General features: G+C 72.1%; 14 protein-coding genes, 2 tRNA genes, 1 other RNA gene and 2 pseudogenes. 13 read left to right on the top strand and 6 right to left on the bottom strand.

Translation table 11 applies throughout. The features are described 5' to 3' along the window. The 7 genes and pseudogenes from BMZ82_RS35910 to BMZ82_RS35880 all read left to right on the top strand — a co-directional run. Positions 1-837, top strand: a pseudogene (locus BMZ82_RS35910) (hypothetical protein); the annotation flags it as partial. Positions 838-1068: 231 nt separating this feature from the next. Next, on the top strand, positions 1069-1377 hold the full coding sequence (locus tag BMZ82_RS35905) for a hypothetical protein (protein ID WP_093781591.1): 309 nt from the start codon (positions 1069-1071) through the stop codon (positions 1375-1377). A 16-nt stretch (positions 1378-1393) separates the two neighbouring features. Next, positions 1394-1681 carry a hypothetical protein gene (locus BMZ82_RS35900; protein WP_093781590.1) on the top strand — a complete coding sequence of 96 codons (288 nt, stop codon included), beginning with the start codon at positions 1394-1396 and terminating at the stop codon, positions 1679-1681. A gap of 87 nt (positions 1682-1768) precedes the next feature. Next, the gene (locus BMZ82_RS35895; protein WP_093781589.1) at positions 1769-2629 is read left to right on the top strand and encodes a bifunctional DNA primase/polymerase; all 861 of its coding nucleotides are present in this window, start codon (positions 1769-1771) and stop codon (positions 2627-2629) included. Positions 2630-2631: 2 nt separating this feature from the next. After that, a complete protein-coding gene (locus tag BMZ82_RS35890) occupies positions 2632-4107 on the top strand; it encodes an ATP-binding protein (RefSeq protein WP_093781588.1) in 1476 nt (491 codons plus the stop codon). Positions 4108-4588: 481 nt separating this feature from the next. Next, positions 4589-4804: an excisionase family DNA-binding protein gene (locus tag BMZ82_RS35885; RefSeq protein WP_093781587.1), complete on the top strand. Its 216-nt coding sequence runs from the start codon at positions 4589-4591 to the stop codon at positions 4802-4804. Between the two features lie 84 nt (positions 4805-4888). Then, complete coding sequence (locus BMZ82_RS35880) at positions 4889-6172, top strand: tyrosine-type recombinase/integrase (protein ID WP_093781586.1); 1284 nt, start codon at positions 4889-4891, stop codon at positions 6170-6172. Between the two features lie 63 nt (positions 6173-6235). Here BMZ82_RS35880 and BMZ82_RS35875 read toward each other — a convergent pair. Then, positions 6236-6323: transfer RNA gene (locus BMZ82_RS35875), tRNA-Ser, on the bottom strand. Positions 6324-6396: 73 nt separating this feature from the next. On the opposite strand from BMZ82_RS35875, the gene ffs reads away from it, so the two are divergent. Beyond that, positions 6397-6493, top strand: an RNA gene (gene ffs / locus BMZ82_RS35870) — signal recognition particle sRNA small type. Between the two features lie 1214 nt (positions 6494-7707). Here the strand turns inward: ffs and BMZ82_RS42900 are convergent. Then, positions 7708-8205: pseudogene (locus tag BMZ82_RS42900) on the bottom strand (histidine phosphatase family protein); the annotation flags it as partial. Positions 8206-8444: 239 nt separating this feature from the next. On the opposite strand from BMZ82_RS42900, the gene BMZ82_RS35855 reads away from it, so the two are divergent. The 5 genes from BMZ82_RS35855 to BMZ82_RS35835 all read left to right on the top strand — a co-directional run bounded on the left by BMZ82_RS35855 (position 8445) and on the right by BMZ82_RS35835 (position 17601). Then, complete coding sequence (locus BMZ82_RS35855; protein ID WP_093781584.1) at positions 8445-10850, top strand: DNA polymerase III subunit gamma and tau; 2406 nt, start codon at positions 8445-8447, stop codon at positions 10848-10850. 157 nt (positions 10851-11007) lie between these two features. Next, on the top strand, positions 11008-12261 hold the full coding sequence (purD, locus tag BMZ82_RS35850; protein WP_093781583.1) for a phosphoribosylamine--glycine ligase: 1254 nt from the start codon (positions 11008-11010) through the stop codon (positions 12259-12261). Positions 12262-12609: 348 nt separating this feature from the next. Beyond that, positions 12610-14733, top strand: a complete 2124-nt coding sequence (locus tag BMZ82_RS35845) for a M48 family metalloprotease (protein ID WP_256252285.1) — start codon at positions 12610-12612, stop codon at positions 14731-14733. Between the two features lie 279 nt (positions 14734-15012). Further along, the gene (locus BMZ82_RS35840; protein ID WP_093781581.1) at positions 15013-16572 is read left to right on the top strand and encodes a N,N-dimethylformamidase beta subunit family domain-containing protein; all 1560 of its coding nucleotides are present in this window, start codon (positions 15013-15015) and stop codon (positions 16570-16572) included. 129 nt (positions 16573-16701) lie between these two features. Further along, positions 16702-17601 (top strand): phosphoribosylaminoimidazolesuccinocarboxamide synthase, encoded by a 900-nt coding sequence (locus tag BMZ82_RS35835; RefSeq protein ID WP_093781580.1) that lies wholly within the window; start codon positions 16702-16704, stop codon positions 17599-17601. Between the two features lie 74 nt (positions 17602-17675). Here the strand turns inward: BMZ82_RS35835 and BMZ82_RS35830 are convergent. From BMZ82_RS35830 to BMZ82_RS35815, 4 genes are all read right to left on the bottom strand, one after another. Beyond that, positions 17676-17748, bottom strand: a tRNA-Gly gene (locus BMZ82_RS35830). A gap of 45 nt (positions 17749-17793) precedes the next feature. Further along, positions 17794-18402, bottom strand: a complete 609-nt coding sequence (locus BMZ82_RS35825) for a response regulator transcription factor (protein WP_093781579.1) — start codon at positions 18400-18402, stop codon at positions 17794-17796. After that, positions 18399-19631 (bottom strand): sensor histidine kinase, encoded by a 1233-nt coding sequence (locus BMZ82_RS35820; RefSeq protein WP_093781578.1) that lies wholly within the window; start codon positions 19629-19631, stop codon positions 18399-18401. The genes BMZ82_RS35825 and BMZ82_RS35820 overlap by 4 nt, the downstream gene beginning before the upstream one ends. Before the next feature lie 53 nt (positions 19632-19684). Continuing rightward, the gene (locus BMZ82_RS35815) at positions 19685-20428 is read right to left on the bottom strand and encodes an ABC transporter permease (protein WP_256252284.1); all 744 of its coding nucleotides are present in this window, start codon (positions 20426-20428) and stop codon (positions 19685-19687) included. Positions 20429-20515: the final 87 nt, after the last annotated feature.

Here is a 20515-nt window from a genome sequence, read left to right as displayed (position 1 = left end):
CTCGGAGCCACCGGCGCCGTACTGGGCAACCTGATGATCCGCCGGGAAGGCAAGGTCCGCGTCGCTCTCACCGGGGGCGAGACCGAGGGCATGGACCTCTCCAAGATGTTCCCCGGCGCCCGCGGACTGCGCGTCGACCAGGCCCCTTACAAGGGAGCCGGGTTCATGGGCACCCCCGAGTCACCGGCCGGCCTGTTCAAGGCCTGGCGGATCCTCCCCAACCAGATCACGGAGGTCACCGCCGCCACCTCCGACCTGCACCCCACCCTCGACCCGGTGTCCGCCAAGGCGGCCGGACCCGCGTATGCCCGGCGGTGGGACACGGAACGCACCGCATGGATGCACGATCACCCCGACACCGATACGGGCGGCGAGTCCGCAGACGGTCCGGCCGGGGGCGGGCTGAACCTCTCCGCCCTGCGCGAGCCATCCCGGCCGGGGTCGGAGGAAGACGAACTCACCCGCCGCTTCCGCGAGCAGATCGACGCCGAATTCGGCACCGCCGCCGACCCCCACACCCCCGACACCACCCCGCCCGCCACGGCCGAGGGCGGGCGCGGGGGCGGGGGCGGGCTGAACCTGTCCGCGCTGCGCGGCGAGCAGGACAACCCCGCGCAGCGCGCCGCACTCGCCGCCCTCCTCGCCGCCGGACCCGACGGGACCGGAGCGTCCGCGATCGCCCGCGCACTCGCCGACGAACACGGCACGACCCGTCAGACGGTCGTGGGCTGGCTGAAGGAATGGGCGAACGACGGCACCGCGGTCCGCGTCGGCGAGGGCACCAAAACCCGCTACGTCCACCACTCCCACATCCCCGGACAGCCCCCGCAGAACTGACCACCCGTCGCATGTCGCCCCGCACGGGCACATGTCGCCTCCCGGCTCTCAACGGGTCGGAAACGGGCTTTGACCTGGGAGGCGACAAGCGACAAGACAAGCGACAAGACAAGACAGGCGACAAGCCGCACGACAAGAGAGACGACAAGCCACGCGACAAGCACACCACCCACCCCACACGGGCCCGCACCCTCTCCGGCGCGGGCCCACGCCGCACCCGAAGGAGCCCCCGTGAACCAGCCCGACCCGCCCGGCCGCATCGCTCCGCACATCCCAGCCGACGTCTACCACCGCGCACAGGCCACCGGACAGCCGGTCGTGATCGTCGTCCACACCACCGACCACCACGACCGCCCCCTCAGCCACTACCTCTACCCCCTCGCCGTCGCCACCGCCAGCGCGATCGGGGTGTTCGCCACCGTCGCCGCCCTCCTCGCCCTCCTCGACTTCGCCGTCCACACCGCCCTCGCCATCGCCGCCGCCACCGGCCCCCTCAGCATCGGCGGCATCACCCTCAAGCTCTTCGACTCCAAACGCTGACAGGAGCCCAACACCCGTGATCCGACTCCGCATCCGCGTCACCGGCTGGACCCGCCGCACGCTGATCCTGACCGACACCCCCGCCCCCGACTGCCCGGACTGCGCCGGGGACGGCGGCACCGAATACGACTACGGCGACCACACCGGCGAATACGCCGGCACCGAGTGGGAGCCCTGCCCCTGCTGGACCGAGTGGCGCATGGTCCTGCTGCCCCTCCCGCGCCTGCCCCGGTGGCTGCGCCGCCGCGACGACGGCCGCGACCCGTGGGGCCCGGACGGCTACAGCAGCGAACCGCCCTTCTAACTACGCCAAGGGCGACCCCCCATTCCGGCAAGAAGTCGGGGTCGCCCTTGTCAACCAGCACCTTCAACAGGACTGGAGACCTCCAGCATGACCCAACCGACCGACATTCGGGGAGAGCACCTGCCTGCCGCTCTGTCCCTGGCAGCTTCCGGCGTGCCTGTACTGCCGTTACGAGCTGGGAAGGTGCCGTTCGGCAACTGCCGCCGCTGCGCGGACAACGCGTGCGGTGGCCGGCCCAACATGAAGAGCGCCGGGCCGTGCGCCTGCCCCGCCCCCTGCCACGCATGGGCTGCCGCGACCACCGACCCGGACGTCATCCAGTCCGGCGTCTGGCGGCGCGCATGGGTGCGGGCGGGCGCGGTCGCCTACCACCCCGGCGGAGCCTGGCTGACAGTCGTGGACCTGGACAACGCCGACGCGGTGACGTGGGCGCGCAAAACCCTGCCGGTCACAAAGACCGTGCCCACCACCCGTGGTGAGCACTGGATCTACCTGGGGTCGATGCAGTCCGCCAATGCGGTCCGGCCCGGCGTGGACATCAAGTCCACGATGGCCTACGCCCGGTGGCTCGGGCCCGGAACCGGCACCATGACCGCCCTGCCGGACGTCGTACGCGCCCTGACCGTGAAGGCACCCTCCACCCTCCCGCCCGCGCCGCAGGCCATCGCCGTGCCCGCCCCGGCCGGGGGCGGGGAGTGCCCTCACCGCACGCCGGCCTACCTGGACCGTGGCATCGCCATGGCGGAGCAGCGCATCACCGCGGCCCGTGAGGCGGTGCACGCCACCGTGTACCGGACGTTCCTCGCCGTGCTGTCCACGCACGGCCGGTGCGGCTGCCTCACCGACGCCCACATGGCGCGGCTGTTCACCGCCGCGCAGGCCAAGGGCGAGACCGTACGGCACTGCACCGACGCGTGGACCAACGCCCTGACCAGGTTGGGAATGTAGCCATGTCCGAGGACGACAAGAACCCCGCCCGCGCGGTCATCACCGACTACGCCCAGGCGCACTTCCGCTACTTCCGCACCGCCGACGGGACCGTGTACGCGCAGAAGAAAGGCCACCCCGTGGCCCGTCCGATCCGCTCCCAGGGCACGACGGGCAGCCACCGGCAGGAACTCATGGTCGGACTGTTCAAGGACGGGATCGGCGTGTTCAACGGGACCGCCCTCAAGGAGGCGTTGGACCTGATCGAAGCACTCGCGCTGACCGAGGACGTGCAGCCCGTGAACATCCGCGTCGCCCCCGGATTCGACCGGGCGACGTGGCTGGACCTAGGCCGCGACGACGGGCAGTCCGTCCGCATCCACCCCACCGGCTGGGACATCGCGATTCCCGACCCGCGTGAGGTGTGCTGGCGACGGACACAGCTCACCGGGGAACTGCCCCTGCCGGCCAAGGACACCGACGGCAAGGGCATCGATCTGCTGATGCGGCTGTGCAACTTCGCCAACGCCGAGACCGAATGCCTGGCCATCGCCTGGCTGATCGGCTGCCTGGGGCCGTCCGTGCCGGTCCCCGCGCCGTTCCTCACCGGGCCGCAGGGCGCGGGCAAGTCCACCGGCGGGCGGATGCTCGTGCGGATCATCGAGGGCATGAGCGGTGACCTGCGCCGGGCCCCGAAGGACGAGGAGAACCTGACCGCGGCGGTGGCGGCGGGATGGGTCACCGCCCTGGACAACCTCTCCCACATGACGCCCGACCTGTCCGACGCCATGTGCTGCATCGTCACCGGAGCCGAGAGCGTCAAGCGCGCCCTGTTCACCGACGGGGACGTCTTCCGCGTCGGCTACCGCCGGCCTCTGCTCCTGACCGGGATCGATGTGGGCGTCATTCGGCCGGACCTCGCGGAACGGCTCCTGCCGCTGCGGTTGGAGCGGCCCCGCGTCCGGCGCACCGAGGCGGAACTGTGGGCGGAGTACGCGGACGTTCTGCCCGTCGTCCTCGGCTCGCTCCTGGACCTCACGGTGAAGGTCCGCGCGGTGGCAGCGGAGACCCCCACCGATCTACGGATGGCGGACTTCGCGCACCTGTGCGCGCAGCTCGACGCGGCGACCGGTCTGGGGGCGCTCAGTGCTTACCGGGCGAGTCTGGACGACCTGAACGACGACGTGATCGAGGGCGATCTCCTCGCGCAGACCGTCCTCGGGCATGCCGAGACCATCGAGCCGGGCGGGGCGCAGCGGATGACGTCCACGGAGTGGCTGTACTGCCTCAGTCGCCTCTACGCGGGCGAGGACTGCCGTCCCCTGCCCAAAGGTTGGCCGACCACCGGCAAGGTCCTCTCCGACCGGCTCAAGCGCCTTCAGCCGACCCTGGCCGCCCGGGGCGTCCTCATCGACACGGGCCGCACCAGCGAGGGCCGCTACCTCGAAATGACCCGTCCGGCCACCGCGCCCCCGCACGAGCACAAGCCGATGTTCTGACCGGCGCTCCGCACGCTCGCGCGGACAAGCAAGAGGAGCACCAGCGGCCAGGCGTGCTCCTCTTGCTGTTCGGCGCATGCGCCGCCCCAAAGACGCGCCGCGCAGCGGCTCCTTCTTCACGCTCTGAGGCGCACCGAACTACAACAGACACCCCCTCTCTTGTCCTAAGAGGGAAGACGCTGCGTCATCTGCGTCATGCACGCCGGAAAACGGCCCCTGACCTGCGGCTACAGCCATGACGCAGACGACGGCCTCTGCGTCATCCTGCGTCATCTGCGTCATGGGCTGCGGCACCCGTGACGCAGCCCATGACGCACCGATGACGCACCCCGACACTGCTGCGTCACCCAAAGCCGCAGGTCAGAAGCCTGGATGACGCTGATGACGCAATGACGCAGAAATCCGCACCTCGGACAAACGCGTCATCCGCTATCTCCGCAAGACCTTCAAGCCCACTCCTCGCTCCGAGGGAGATCTCTGCATGGATACAGCTCCCGTCGACGCGTTCGACACCACCCTCGTGCTCCTCACCGTCGAGGAGGCGGCCCGTCGCCTCCGTATCGGCCGGACCACATGCTTCGCACTCATCCGCACCGGTGAGCTGGAGTCCATCGACGTCGGCCGCCTCCGTCGCGTCCCTGCGGACGCGCCCGCCGAATACGTCGCCCGCCGGCGCGCAGCCCAACACGCCGCTTGACGACACCCGGGGCGGCGGCGCTGCCGGTCAGAACAGCCCGCCGCCTCGGCCCTCATCCCGAGACCAAGAACAGGAGTTCTGCCTGTGGCAGAGAAGAAGAAGGGCACCCGCCGCGCCAACGGCGAATCCGCGATCTACTTCGGGAAAGACGAGCGTTGGCACGCCCGCGTGCCGATGGGTTACAAGGACAACGGGGAGCCGTACCGTCGGCACCTGACGCGCAAGACGCGCGAGGAACTGGTTGAGGAAGTTCGCAAGCTGGAGAAGCAGCGAGACGCGGGTTCGGCGAGTCAGCCCGGCAAGCCGTGGACGGTTGAGAAGTGGTTGTTGCACTGGGTTGAGAACATCGCCAAGCCGACTGTCAGCGAGAACACGTACGACGGCTATGAGGTCGCCGTTCGTGTTCACCTGGTGCCAGGTGTCGGCAAGCATCGCCTTGACCGGTTGCAGCCCGAGCATCTGGAGAGTCTGTATCGCCGTATGCAGGCGAACGGGGCCCGCAAGGCCGGTACGGCTCACCAGGCTCACCGCACCGCCCGAACCGCGCTGGGGGAGGCCGTACGGCGCGGCTACGCGGCGAAGAACGCCGCCGCTCTGGCGAAGCCGCCACGGATGGAAGAGGACGAATCAGAGGTTGAGCCCTACTCCGTTGAAGAGGTGCAGTGTCTGCTGCTGGAAGCCAACAAGCGCCGGAACAGCGCCCGTTGGATGCTGGCACTGGCGCTCGGACTGCGACAGGGCGAGACGCTCGGACTGCGCTGGTCTGACGTCGACCTCGCCAATGAGTACCTGAAACTGCGCCGGAACCGGCTGCGCCCCCGGTACGAGCACGGGTGCCCGGAAGCCTCCCCGTGCGGCCGGAAGGCGGGGTACTGCCCGGCCAAGGTGCAGGTCCGGCGCGAGACCAAGAACACCAAGTCCCGAGCGGGCCGCCGCGCCGTGCCCCTGCCGGGCCCACTGGTCGCCATGCTCCGTGCACACCGCGAGACGCAAGAGCGAGAGTGCAAGGCGGCCGGTGACCTGTGGACCGAGTCGGACTACGTGTTCACCAAGCTGCTGGGTGGCCCGCTGAGCCCGAACACGGACTATCACGACTGGAAGCGGCTACTCGAAGACGCGGAGGTCCGGGACGGCCGGCTGCACGACGCCCGGCACACGGCCGCGACCGTGCTCATGCTGCTCGGTGTGCCGGCCCGGGTCATCGACCAGATCATGGGATGGGAACCGGGAACCTCCGACAGCATGAGGGCGCGGTACCTGCACGTGCCGGACACGATGCTGAAGGACGTGGCCCGGCAGATCGCCGAAGCCATCTGGGGACCCCCGGAAACACCCGCTGTGGACAAAAACCAGGACAACGGGGACTGAGGACAACGTCGAAGGGCCCCACCTTGCGGTGGGGCCCTTCGACGTATTGCCCGGTGAGAGCAATGGCGGAGGATACGAGATTCGAACTCGTGAGGGGTTGCCCCCAACACGCTTTCCAAGCGTGCGCCCTAGGCCTCTAGGCGAATCCTCCGCTGGGAACATTACATGACGGCGGGGGGTGCTTGCGAACTCGTTCGGGCCCTCGGGGATCAGGTAGTCTGGGCGTCAGCCCCTCACGCGGCGCTATCTGACTGAACTCCCCCAGGGCCGGAAGGCAGCAAGGGTAGGTCGGCTCTGGCGGGTGCGTGGGGGGTCTTTTGCGTTCCCGGGGTGGTGAAGGGGGCGAGGGGTGCCAGGGGTGTGGTGGGGTGCGGGAAGGGCGTCGGCCGGGCTCCCAGCGCGGCGGCTACCGGAGTGTTGAGAGGCGTGTTCGGGGTTGCTTCGCGGCTGTGCTTGTGGAGGAACACCCGTTCGTCGATGTAGACCGAGAAGAAGAAGATCAGTGCCACGCCCAGGCCGATCACCGACGGGTGGTGGCCGGTGGTGGGGGCCAGGACGGCGGTCATGGCCAGCCACAGGAAGACGTTGGGGGTGTTCTGGGTGATGAACATGTCCTTGCCCAGGGCGTTGCCGTGCGGGCGCAGGCGCAGGAACAACGATGTCAGCAGGCGCAGGGCGGCCAGGGCCGCGCCGGTGATCGTCATCGTGAGGAGCAGGGGAGTCAGCAGGCCCGGGGTGAGGCCCGTCGACGGCGTGAGGGCGAAGGTCGCCAGGGCCGCCAGGGGGACCAGGGCGAGGCCGCCGAGCCAGTTCCAGTTGGTGCTCAGCGCGCCCGCGCGGATGGGGTCGCGGTGGCGCAGGGCCTGGGCCGCGGTGCCGGGCAGGACGAGGGCCGTGACCAGGACCACCACGTACGTGATGAGCGCCGGGCCGAGCGCCGTCAGGGTGTCCGCGTGGGCGCCGGGCAGGATCAGCGGGGCGGCCAGGCCCGCCAGCAGCAGCGCGGGCAGCGCCAGCGAGGCCGCCACGGTGTGCCGTATCGCGAAGAAGTAGTCGCCGCCCCAGTGCAGGGACAGGGTGGGCGCGATCAGCGCGGGCGGCAGGAGGAGGAAGAGGCCCGCCAGTTCCAGGGGGACCGAGCGGCCCGCCCAGAGGAGGGCGAGGCCGAGGGCCAGGCGGGGCAGCAGCAGGGGCCAGGCCGTACGGAGACTGCCCAGCGGGCCGCGCAGCGCAGGCGGGTTCACGCGCAGCATCGCGAAGAAGGTGCCCACGGCGAGAAGCGCCGTCAGGGCGCCGGTGAACGCCCACGCGGGCACGCGCACGCCCAGGAGCAACTGGGCCGCCACCCCCGCTCCGGCCGCCCCGGCTATCAGCAGCGGGAGGCGGATCTCGACTATCTCGCCCAGGTCGTTGAGGTGACCCGCCGCGGCCGGTGCGGCGACCGCGCGGCGCAGGTCCTGCTCGGTGAGCGGGCGGGCGTTGGGGATCTTGAAGTCGCGGTACGAGTCGGGGGGCACGTCGGCGACGACCAGCGCGAACATCTCCACGATGTACTTGTGGGCCACCACCAGGACGGTCCGGCCCGCGCGGGAGGCGGGGAGCAGCACGTCGCGGTAGTAGGCGGCGATGCGGTCGTACATCGCCTGCCAGCTCTCGCCCTCGGGCGGCCGGCCGGTGGGCGAGTGGAACGCCTCGGTGTACTCGGCGAAGCCGATGGTCTTCTTCACCAGGCTCTTGTTGCGGCCGCTGTAGCTGCCGAAGTCGCGCTCCACCAGGGCCTCGTCGACCGTGATCCGGTCCGGCGGTGCGGGGAGGCGGTCGATGATCGTCCAGGCCGTCTGGCGGGCGCGCTGGAGGGTGGACATGTGCACTTCGTCGATGTGTACGCCGCCCGCGACCAGCGCGGCGACCCGTTCTGCGGCCTGCTCGGCCTGGCTGACGCCGAGGTCGGTGAGGGGGGTGTCCAGTCGTCCGGCGAACCGGTTCTGCTCGTTGGCCTGGGACTCGCCATGGCGGATGAAATAGAGGGGCATGAGCGTCCTTGTGTGGGGGGTTGGGGGGCGCCATGTACTTGATATCTCAAGTTGATGGTGGGGGCTCTGCGTTTCCTGTGAAATACCTTCCCGTGAACGTTTAGGGACTCTTTGCCATAGTTCGTCGGCCTGGGGTGGGGGCGGAGGAAGGGGTGGAGGAAGGGGTGGGGGAGGCGGGCGGGGCTTGATCGGGACTCGATCGGGGCTCGCTGTCAGTGGAGCCCGATATCGTCGTATGCGTGTCGTCCCTTGCGCTGTACCGCCGCTATCGCCCGGAGTCGTTCGCCGAGGTCATCGGGCAGGAGCATGTCACCGACCCGCTGCAGCAGGCGCTGCGGAACAACCGGGTCAATCACGCGTACCTGTTCAGCGGGCCGCGTGGCTGCGGGAAGACCACCAGCGCGCGGATCCTGGCCAGGTGTCTGAACTGCGAGCAGGGGCCTACGCCCACCCCGTGCGGGGAGTGCCAGTCCTGCCGCGACCTCGCGCGCAACGGGCCGGGTTCCATCGACGTCATCGAGATCGACGCCGCCTCTCATGGTGGTGTGGACGATGCTCGTGACCTGCGGGAGAAGGCATTCTTCGGCCCCGCAGGAAGCCGCTACAAGATCTACATCATCGACGAGGCCCACATGGTCACGTCGGCCGGTTTCAACGCGCTCCTCAAGGTCGTCGAGGAGCCGCCGGAGCATCTGAAGTTCATCTTCGCGACCACGGAGCCCGAGAAGGTCATCGGGACCATCCGGTCGCGGACCCACCACTACCCGTTCCGGCTCGTCCCGCCGGGAACGCTGCGCGAGTACCTCGGTGAGGTGTGCGGGCAGGAGGGCATTCCCGTCGAGGACGGCGTGCTGCCGCTCGTCGTGCGGTCCGGCGCGGGGTCCGTGCGTGACTCCATGTCCGTCATGGACCAGCTCCTCGCCGGCGCCCGCGAGGACGGTGTGACGTACGCCATGGCCACCTCCCTGCTCGGCTACACCGAGGCCTCACTGCTCGACTCCGTCGTCGAGGCCTTCGCCACCGGTGACGGCGCCGCCGCCTTCGAGGTCGTCGACCGCATCATCGAGGGGGGCAACGACCCGCGCCGCTTCGTCGCCGACCTGCTGGAGCGGCTGCGGGACCTCGTCATCCTCGCCGCCGTCCCCGACGCGGCCGAGAAGGGGCTCATCGACGCCCCGTCCGACGTCATCGAGCGGATGCAGGCCCAGGCAGGCGTCTTCGGCGCCGCCGAGCTGAGCCGTGCCGCCGACCTCGTCAACGAGGGCCTCACCGAGATGCGCGGCGCGACCTCGCCCCGCCTCCAACTCGAGCTGATCTGCGCGCGCGTGATGCTGCCGGCCGCCTATGGCGACGAGCGGTCCGTCATGGCCCGCCTCGACCGCATCGAGCGCGGCGTGAACTTCTCGGCGGGCGGCGCCATGCAGGGCCAGGGCCAGGGGCATGGGCAGGGGGCGGGGGCGGGGGCGGGGGCCGTGCAGGGCGCACCCGCGATGCCTGCCGCACCGGCCATGCCCGCCATGCCCGCCATGCCCGCCATGGGGTACGTGCCCGGGCCGGATGCGCACGGCGGTTCCGCCATGGCCGGGGGCGCGCCCGTTCCGCCCGGCGGCGGAGCCGCGGCGGCCCGCGCGGCGGTACGGGGCCAGGGGCCGGGGCAGGCACCCGGACCGGCCGGTGCCCCTGCGGCTGCCGCGCCGGTCGCTCCGCCCGCGGCCCCCCCGACACACACTCCCGCCCCTGCCCCCGCCCCGGACCCCGTACCCGCTCCCCCGCCCGTCGACGAGGGCCCCGCCCCCGGCGCCTGGCCCACCCCCACCGTGGCGGGCAGCGGCCGGCGGCCCGGCGGCTGGCCGACCGCCGCGCCCGCAGGCGGCGGCGGACGCCCGCCGACGCCACCCGCCGCCCAGACCGGCCCCGCGGCCTCAACCGCACCCGCGACTCCCGCACCCGCTGCGGCTCCCGCCGGGGGTGGGTACGCGCCCCCGTCCGGCGGCCTCGACCCCCGCATGCTCTGGCCGAACATCCTGGACGCGGTCAAGAACCGCCGCCGCTTCACCTGGATCCTGCTCAGCCAGAACGCCCACGTGGCCGGTTTCGACGGGACGACCCTCCAGCTCGGCTTCGCCAGCGCCGGCGCCCGCGACAACTTCGCGAGCAGCGGCAGCGAGGAAGTGCTGCGACAGGCGCTGGCCGAGCAGTTCAGCGTGCAGTGGAAGATCGACGCGGTCATCGACCCGTCCGGCGGCTCGTCCCCCCCGTCGACCGGCGGCTTCGGCGGTGGCGGCGGCACCGGCGGCGGCTACGGAAACCCCGGCGGCTACGGCAATCCCGGTGGTTCCGGCGGCTCCGGTGGTTACGGCGGTGGCGGTACGACGTCCCCCTCGTACCCGGCGACGCCCCCGGCGCACCCCGCTCCGACCACCCCCACCCAGCACGCCCCCGCCCCCACGTCCATGTCCGCGCAGGCCTCGGCCCCCGCCCCCATGACGGCCCCCGCCCCCGCCCCCGCCCCGGACCCGGTGTCCCCCGAGGACGACACCCCCGAGGACGACGACCCGGACCTCAACGAGTCGGCCCTCTCGGGCTACGAACTGATCGTGCGCGAACTGGGAGCGACAGTGATGGAGGAGTTCACCAACGAATAGCGAAGAACAGTGCACGCGTCGCACCGGAGCCGGAGCCGGAGCCGGAGCCGGAGCCGGAGCCCGTTCGGCTCCTTTGGAGGAACGCACAACACCTCCCGCCCCCACCCTTCGGAAGCCCGCACAAACCGCCCCGCCCCCGCCCGTTAGGCTGACCCCCGTGAACGTCCTCGTCATCGGCAGCGGCGCCCGCGAACACGCGCTGTGCCGCTCACTGTCCCTCGACCCCGCCGTCACCGCGCTGCACTGCGCCCCCGGCAACGCCGGCATCGCCGAGGTCGCCGAGCTGCACCAGGTCGACGCCCTCGACGGCGAGGCCGTGGCCGCGCTGGCCGTCGTACTCGACGCCGCGCTGGTCGTCGTAGGCCCGGAGGCGCCGCTCGTCGCCGGGGTCGCCGACGCCGTGCGCGAGGCGGGCATCCCGGTGTTCGGCCCCTCGAAGGAGGCCGCGCAGCTCGAGGGCTCCAAGGCGTTCGCGAAGGACGTGATGGCCGCGGCCGGCGTCCCGACCGCCCGCTCCTACGTCTGCACCACCCCCGAGGAGGCCGCCGAGGCCCTCGACGCCTTCGGCGCGCCGTACGTCGTCAAGGACGACGGTCTGGCCGCCGGCAAGGGCGTCGTCGTCACCGACGACCTGGAGGCCGCCGCGGCGCACGCCGCAGCTTGCGAGCGCGTCGTCATCGAGGAGTTCCTCGACGGCCCGGAGGTCTCCCTCTTCGCGATCACCGACGGCGACACGGTCGTCCCGCTCCAGCCCGCCCAGGACTTCAAGCGCGCGCTCGACGGCGACGAGGGCCCGAACACCGGCGGCATGGGCGCGTACTCGCCGCTGCCGTGGGCCGATCCGAAGCTGGTCGAGGAGGTCATGGAGACGGTCCTGCAGCCGACCGTCGACGAGCTGCGCCGCCGCGGCACCCCCTTCTCCGGCCTGCTCTACGCCGGTCTCGCGATCACCAGCCGCGGTGTCCGTGTCATCGAGTTCAACGCCCGCTTCGGCGACCCCGAGACGCAGGTCGTCCTGGCCCGCCTGAAGACGCCGCTGGCCGGCGTCCTGCTCGCGGCCGCCACCGGCGACCTCGCCGACCTGCCGCCCCTGCGCTGGAGCGACGACGCGGCCGTCACCGTCGTCATCGCCTCGCACAACTACCCCGGCACCCCGCGCACCGGCGACCCCATCACCGGCCTCGCCGAGGTCGCCGCCGAGGACTCCCCGCACGCGTACGTCCTGCACGCCGGGACGAAGTACGACGGCGAGACGGTCGTCAGCGCCGGCGGCCGCGTGCTGACGGTCACCGCGAGCGGCAGCGACCTCACCGAGGCCCGCGAGCGCGCGTACCAGGCGGTCGCCCGCATCGGTCTCGACGGTTCCCAGCACCGTACGGACATCGCCGCGAAGGCGGCGGCCGGCGCGTAACCCGCGTCGCGGCGGGCAGCTCACAGGCAGCTCAGCAGAGACATCTACCAGGCCCCGGGCCTCATGGAATTCCGCACGGCGGACCCATGAAACCCGGGGCCTGATCGTTGCCCACTGTCATCCACCTCTCCCCAAGGCCATTCCATCGAGTGAGCGCTGCGCTATCCGGCTGACGGGGGCCGGAGCGCCAACTAGGGTGCGGCGCAAGCGTTCCGGTACTCGTTCCGGCACTTGGCCCACCGGCATTGCGATGTCAGTGGTCGGTGCCACAGTGGGGGAGTGAGCACTGCGAAGACAGCCGGGGGAAACAGGACTGCAGGGAGGGGGTGAGGTCCGGTCGTGACCGGTATGGGTGTGGAGATGGGCGCGCAGGCCGCGCGTGCCCGGGCGCTCGCCGTGCTGCGGGTGCGCAGCCGGGCGTTCGCCGTCGCGCTGCTGCCGGCGGCCGTCGCCGTGATCCTGCTCGCGGGCGGTTCCACCGGGCACCTCGTGGGCCCGGGCTGGGACGCCGCGCGCTGGACGGCGTCCGTGGTCGCGATCGTCGTACTGCTCGCCGCCGCTGTCGTCGCCCTGGTCGTGGCCCGGGCCCGGCCGGCCGTCAGTCCCACGGTCACGATCGCCGAGGCGGCGGCCCCCGACCTGTACCGGCTGGTCCGCGACCTCGCCGACCGCCTCGACGTCCCGGCGCCCTCCGCGATAGCGCTCACCCCGGACTGCGACAGTTGGCTGGAGGACCGCACCCACCCGTCGCACAGCCCGCCCCCGCCCCGCGCCGGGGACGAGATAGCCGGCGCGGGCGGCTCGCACGGCCCCGGCCCCCTCCACCGTCGTACGGCGGCGGCGCCCGTCCTCGTCATCGGCTCCCCGTTCCTGTGGTGGATGCGCGTCGGCGAGCTGCGCGCCGTCCTCGCGCCGGTCGTCGCCGGTACGGGGCCCTCCGCGCACCCCGACATAGCGGCGGCCCGGCGCTTCGTGCGCGGGCTGGACGCCGCGGTGGCCGACTGCGCCCACCGCGGCAACCGGTATCCCGCCCTGCGCCCGGTCTGCTCGGGCATCGGCTGGGTCGCGCGGCTGATGCTGCGCGGCTGCCAGGTGCACGTGGGCGAGATGGAGCGGGGCGTGGCAGCCGCGGCGGCCGAGCGCGCACAGGCTGTGGATTACGGGCTGCGGATCGTCGCCCAGGAGCAGGTGGGCCTGGCGTACGCGGGCTGGGACCGGCTCCTGACGCGCGTGGCGCTGCCCGCCTGGCGGATGGGCCGCTGGCCCTCCCGGCTGGACGCGGGAGTCGTCGCCGCCCTCACCGAACTGTCCCGGCGCGACCGGCTGGCCGAGGGCTTCGCCTCCCGTCTCGGCGAGCGCCCCGCCTGTGACCTGCTCGAAGAGCCCGGCGCCATCGACGAGGCCGCCTCACTGCTCGCCGCCCGCCTCTTCCACGGCGGCCCCGCCGAGCCCGGCCCGGACTGGTCGCCGGTGGCCTGGGCGGACTACCCGGAGGAGGTCGTCGACCGCAAGTGGCGCACCGACGCGGCCCGCCTCCACCGCGCCCTGGACACCCTCGGCGTCCGCCGCCCCACCCCCGACCCCACGGCCACCCCCACCCACCCCGGCGCCCCCACCCTGGCCCGAGTCCTGGACCACCTCACCAACAGACCCCAGCCACCAGACGACTCCCACACCCCGGAACACTCCGCCGCCACGGTCGCCCCCCGCACGCCGGCCAGCTCCCACGCGCCGGTCAGCTCCGACGCACCGGGCACGCCCCGGGCGGTGGACGACTCTGACGGCGCGCAGGACTCCGACGGCGCGCAGGACTCCGACGTCGCGGCCAGTTCCCACACGCCGGGCGGCTCCCCCATGGCGGACGACTCTCCAGCGCCGGACAGGTCCCCAGCGCCGGACAGGTCCCCCGCGCCGGACAGGTCCCCCGCGCCGGACAGGCACCACGCTGCGGATGGCTCCGGCGTTGCGGAGGACTCTCCGGTTGCCACCCCGACCCCGCCCCCCGGCCTCGAAGACTTTGCCCCCCTCGACCCCGACGACCCCCCACCCCCCAACCCCCGCAGCGCCGCCCTGGCCGCTCGGCTGGGTGTCGAGGTCGGTCGGGAAGAGGCGGCCGCCGCAGCCGCCGCGCCCCCCGCTCCAGGCGGCCCCCCGCCCCCCGGCCAGGGCCCCGACGCGGCCCTCTGGGACGACGGCGCGCTGCCCCTCTTCCCTCTCCAACCCCCGCGCACCGACCGCGAGTTGCTCGCCGATCACGTCACGGCGATGGTCTGCTGCGCCGCGATGGACACCGTCGGCGCGACCCCGGGCCTCGACTGGCTCGACGGTCCGACGCTCCTGGTCGACGGCGAGCGTGTGGCCGACCTGACCCCCCGCGTCCTCAGCCTCGTCGAGGACGGCGACGCGGTCCCCCTGCGCACCTGGCTCGTGGAGCTGGGCATACGCCCGGAGAAGCCGGTACGGCTCGGCTGACCCCAACGACGCCAAGCCACTGCACCCGCGGAGCAGCAGATTCCACTTTCGGCCAATTCGCAACGAATAGTGACTGCCTGCGCGCGTTATGTGATGTGCTGGGACCGATCGAGCCCATGGCAAGGGCTGGCGACATAAGACAAGCGCCACCGACAAGCGCCACCGACAACCGCCACGGGCGAGCGCCACGAGCAGAGCGACGCGCACGGCCGTCACGTACGCCCGAACCACCATCACGTACGCACGAATCACCGCGGGGGCACCAGGGAGGGGAGCACCATGGGACCCGGACCACGACCGGAGCACATCCGCCGATGGGAGTCGGGAGCGCTGGCGCACGCCGTGAGCGATCCCTTCGGACTGGGCCCCGTCCCCTGGCTGCGCGGCAGCGAGACGTACTTCGACGACACCGGCCACGTAGTCCCCTGGTACGTCGACACGGCCCCCGCCCCCACCCAGGAAACCCCCCAGGAAACCCCCCACGGAGCGCCGCGCGGAGCGCCCCGCGTACCCGCCCCCCGCACCGCCCCCACCTCCACCACCCCCGGCGGCGGCCCCCGCTCCGCCGACGACGTCGGCCGGCAGATCAAGGGTTTCATCTCCACCGGCGCGGTCGCCCCCGGCGACGCCGTCGACTTCCACGTCACCGTCGACCCGCCGCAGGAATTCAGCGTCGACATCTACCGCATCGGCCATTACGACGGCGACGGCGCCGCCAAGATCACCACCAGCCCGCGCCTCTCCGGCATCGTCCAGCCGCCCCCGCTGACCGCCGACCGCACGGTCTCCTGCCACCACTGGTGGCTCTCCTGGCGGCTCCAGGTCCCGACGTACTGGAACGTCGGCGCGTACGTCGCCGTCCTCACCACCGCCGACGGCTACCGCTCGCACATCCCCTTCACGGTCCGCGACGACCAACCCGCCGACCTGCTCCTCGTGCTCCCGGACATCACCTGGCAGGCCTACAACCTCTACCCCGAGGACGGCCACACCGGCGCCAGCCTCTACCACGCCTGGGACGACGACGGCCGTCTCCTCGGCGAGGCCGACGCCGCGACCACGGTCTCCTTCGACCGGCCCTACGCGGGCGCCGGCCTCCCCCTGCACGTCGGCCACGCCTACGACTTCATCCGCTGGGCCGAGCGCTACGGCTACGACCTCGCCTACGCCGACGCCCGCGACCTGCACGCCGGTCACATCGACCCCACCCGTTACCGGGGCCTGGTCTTCCCCGGCCACGACGAGTACTGGTCGACGAACATGCGCCGCACCGTCGAAGGCGCCCGCGACAGCGGCACCTCGCTCGTCTTCCTGTCCGCCAACTCCCTGTACTGGCAAGTGGAGTTGGGCCCGTCCCCGTCCGGCGTGCCGGGCCGGCTGCTGACCTGCCGCAAGCGCAAGGGACCCGGCAAGCCCGTCCTCTGGCGGGAGATCGACCGGGCCGAGCAGCAGCTCGTCGGCATCCAGTACGCGGGCCGGGTGCCCGAGCCGCACCCGCTGATCGTGCGCAACGCGAGCCACTGGCTGTGGGAGGCGACCGGCGCCCGCGAGGGCGACGGCATCGACGGCCTGGTCGCGGGCGAGGCCGACCGCTACTTCCCCCGCACCGCCCTCCCGCCCCACGAGGACCGCATCCTCCTCGCCCATTCCCCGTACAGCGACAGCGAGGGCGCCCTCCGCCACCAGGAGACCTCCCTCTACCGCGCCCCCTCCGGCGCCCTGGTCTTCGCCTCCGGAACCTTCGCCTGGTCCCCCGCCCTGGACCGCCCCGGCCACGTGGACCCCCGCGTCCAGCGCGCCACGGCCAACCTCCTGGACCGCATCTGCAAACGCGATTGACCGCCGACCACGGCCGGCCAACCCTGCACCCCTGCGCCGCTGCTTCCACTGACCCGCCGACCAGGTGCGGGCCCTCATACGGGACAATCGAGCCACCAGGCCACTAGGTCATACCCACGGAGGGAAACCGTGTCCGGATTCGTAGAAAAGCCCGAGCCCCTTCAGGTGCCGGGCCTGGTGCATCTGCACACCGGCAAGGTGCGCGAGCTGTACCAGAACGAGGCGGGCGACCTCGTGATGGTCGCCAGCGACCGTACGTCCGCGTACGACTGGGTGCTGCCGACCGAGATCCCCGACAAGGGCCGCGTCCTCACCCGGCTGTCCCTGTGGTGGTTCGACCAGCTCGCCGACCTGGTCCCGAACCATGTCCTGAGCACGGAGCTGCCCGCCGGCGCCCCCGCCGACTGGGCCGGCCGCACCCTGATCTGCCGGTCGCTGGAGATGGTCCCCGTCGAGTGCGTGGCCCGCGGCTACCTCACCGGCTCGGGCCTCGCCGAGTACCGGGAGTCCCGCACGGTCTGCGGCCTCGCCCTCCCCGAGGGCCTGGTCGACGGCAGCGAACTCCCCGCCCCGATCTTCACCCCCGCCACCAAGGCAGCCGTCGGCGAGCACGACGAGAACGTCTCCTACGAGGAGGTCGCCCGCCAGGTCGGCGCCGACACCGCCGCCGAGCTCCGCCAGGCGACCCTGGCCGTGTACGGCCGCGCCCGCGACATCGCCCGCGACCGGGGCATCATCCTCGCCGACACCAAGTTCGAGTTCGGCTACGTGGGCGACACCCTGGTCGCCGCCGACGAGGTCCTCACCCCGGACTCCTCCCGCTTCTGGCCCGCCGACAAGTGGCAGCCCGGCCGCGCCCAGCCCTCGTACGACAAGCAGTTCGTGCGCGACTGGCTGACCTCCGCCGAGTCCGGCTGGGACCGCAAGAGCGAGCAGCCCCCGCCCCCGCTGCCGCAGCACATCGTGGACGCGACCCGCGCGAAGTACATCGAGGCGTACGAGCGCCTGACCGGCACGAGCTGGAGCTAGCGGCCCCAGCGCAGGAAAGAGGCCCCGACGGCACGAAAAAGGCCCCCGGAGAACCGGGGGCCTTTCCTGAACCGAGCGGACGACCAGGTTCGAACTGGCGACCTCAACCTTGGCAAGGTTGCGCTCTACCAACTGAGCTACGTCCGCACTGCGCCGCGATCAACGCGGTGATTTCCCGTGGCGCGAGGCCAACTATACCCAACCTCGCTGCCGCGCGAGCCGCACCGCCGCATGCCGGTTCTCCGCCCCGAGCTTGGACACCGCCGACGACAGATAGTTCCGTACCGTCCCCTGCGACAGTGCGGCCCGCTCGGCGATCTCCGCGACGGGCGCTCCGTCGGCGGCGAGTTCGAGCACCTCCGTCTCGCGCGAGGTCAGAGGCGAGTCCCCGGCGGCGATCGCATCGGCCGCCAACTCCGGGTCGACGTAACGGTTCCCGGCGTGCACGGTGCGGATGATCTCCGCGAGCCGCTGCGCGCTCACCGTCTTCGGCACGAACCCGCGCACCCCGGCCGCCAGCGCCCGTTTGAGATGCCCCGGCCGGCCGTGGCTCGTGACGATCAGTGCCTGGCAGCCGGGCAGTTCGGTGCGCAGGGATGTGGCGACCTTCACACCGTCCAGGCCCGGCATCTGCAGATCCAGGACGGCCACGTCGGGCCGGTGCGCCCGCGCCATGGCCAGCGCCTCCGGTCCGGTGGCCGCCTCGGCGACGACCACGAGGTCGTCCTCCATGGAGAGCAGCGCGGCCAGCGCACCCCGGATGAGGTGCTCGTCGTCCGCGAGCAGCACCCGCACCGTCATGAAGTGACCTCTCTCACAGCGATCTTCCCGGTCAGCGGCACCTCGGCGACCACCCGGAACACGCCCGCTCCGACGAACCCGGCCTCCAGCCGCCCGTCGACGCCCCGCAGCCGCTCCCGCAGCCCGGCAAGCCCCGACCCGCCGCCCCCGGCGGCGGCCCCGGCCCCGGCCCCGTCGTTCTCCACGGTCAGCACGACATGTCCGTCCGTCCTCCCCAGCGACACCGAGCACCGCCCGGCGTCTCCGTGCCGCAGTACGTTCGTGGTGCTCTCGCGCACCACCCAGCCGAGCGCGGACTGCACCTCGGCGGGCAGCCCGTCGACCTCCCCGCTCACCTCGCAGGTGATCCCGGCCGCCGTCAACACCCCTTGTGCTCCGGAGAGTTCGACTCCCAGGTCGGCTTCCCGGTAGCCCCGTACGACAGCGCGTACCTCCCGCTGCGACTCCCGCGCTATCCGCTGCACCTCGATCATCTGCTGCACGGCGTTCGGCAGGCCGCGCCGGGCCAGTTGTACGGCCAGCTCGCTCTTCAGGGCGATCACCGCGAGGTTGCGGCCCATCACGTCGTGCAGGTCCCGCCCGAACCGCAGCCGTTCCTCGGCGACGGCGAGCCGGGTGCGGGTCTCGCGGGCCTCGTCGAGTTCGTAGACGGAGTTGAGCAGCCAGACGGAGAAGACGGCGGTGAAGGCGAGGAACGCGCCGCCGATCAGCACCACCGACATCGCGACGAGGCTGGCGAAGCCGTTCTGCACTATCGGGAGCGCCACGGCCCCCGCGCCCAGGGAGTAGCCGCTGACGACCGCGAACGCCCACTGCCGCTGCCGCACGCCGAGCGCGGTGACGCCCGCCCCGAAGACCAGGGCGATCCCGAAGACCGTGGCCGCGGCCTCGGGGACGCCCTCGTGGCGGGTGCCCCGCACGGCGGTCAGGAGCGCGACGACGGCGACCAGGGCGGTGGCGGCGGACAGGCTCCACAGCAGCCCGACGGGCTGCGCACGGCGTCCGCGCGTCCAGTCCAGCGCCCGCGAGGCCGTCACGGCGCACAGCGCGCTGTGCCCGAGCATCATGGCCGGCAGCCACAGCCCGAACCCGGTCCACAGCACCCCCACGAAGGGCAGCCCCGCGGACATGAGCTCGGCGACGGCGAAGAAGTGGAACGACCACCGGGTGTACGTCTCGACCTTCGCCGGCGTGCTCTTCCGCCGCCACCAGCCCACAGGCCTGCGCATCCCCACGCCCCACGCCCCCGTCGTCTTCCCGTACCCCCAAAGCGCCCCGTACGTCAGCGCCGAGGCTCCCATCGGAACCACCGCCCTACAGCAAACACCGCGAGCACCGTCCAGGCCAGCGCGGTCGCCAGGGCGCCCAGGGTCTCGTACGCCGACAGGTTCCCGGTCCAGCCGCCGCGGATCAGGGTGATCACCGGGGTGAGCGGGAGCAGTTCGCAGACGGAGGCGAGCCGGTCGGGCAGCATCTCCAGGGGGACGGCCATCCCGGAGCCGATCATCGACACGAGCACCATCGGCATCGTGGTGACCTGCGCGCTCTCCACGCTCCGGGTCACGGTCGCCGTGACCGCCGCGAGCGCCGCGCACATCACCAGGCCCAACAGCAGCCCCAGGACCGCGAGATGGGGTGCTTTCGGAGCCGGTATGTCGAGCAGGACCGTGCAGCCCGCCACCAGCACCAGGGACTGCACCAGCCCGGTGGCCAGCACCGGCAGCGCCGACCCGCCGAGGATCTCGGCGTCCCGCAGCTCACCGGTGCGCAGCCGCTTCAGCACCAACTCCTCGCGCCGGGCGGTGTAGATGGCGGCCAGCGCCGAGTACACCCCGAACAGCAGCGAGAAGCCGATCGCGGCGGGCAGCAGCACCAGGCCGACACTGAGCCCGACGTCCTCCACGTCCATGTCCTTGACCACCGTGGCCAGGGTGACCGGCAGCACCAGCGGCACGAACACGGCCGTGATGATCGTGCTCTTGCTGCGCCCGAGCAGCGTCAGCTCGGCCCGCCCGAGAGCGCCCATCCGCCCCACGGGAGTCGTACCCACACCCCTGCCCGCACCCCTGCCCGCACCGCTGCCCCCGGAGGTCTCCACCGTCACCCCGTTCAC

This window comes from Streptomyces sp. yr375 (assembly GCF_900110755.1).
Taxonomy (GTDB): Bacteria; Actinomycetota; Actinomycetes; order Streptomycetales; family Streptomycetaceae; genus Streptomyces.
Note: the sequence above shows the minus strand (reverse complement) of the source record. Positions and strands in the feature narration are given on the sequence as shown.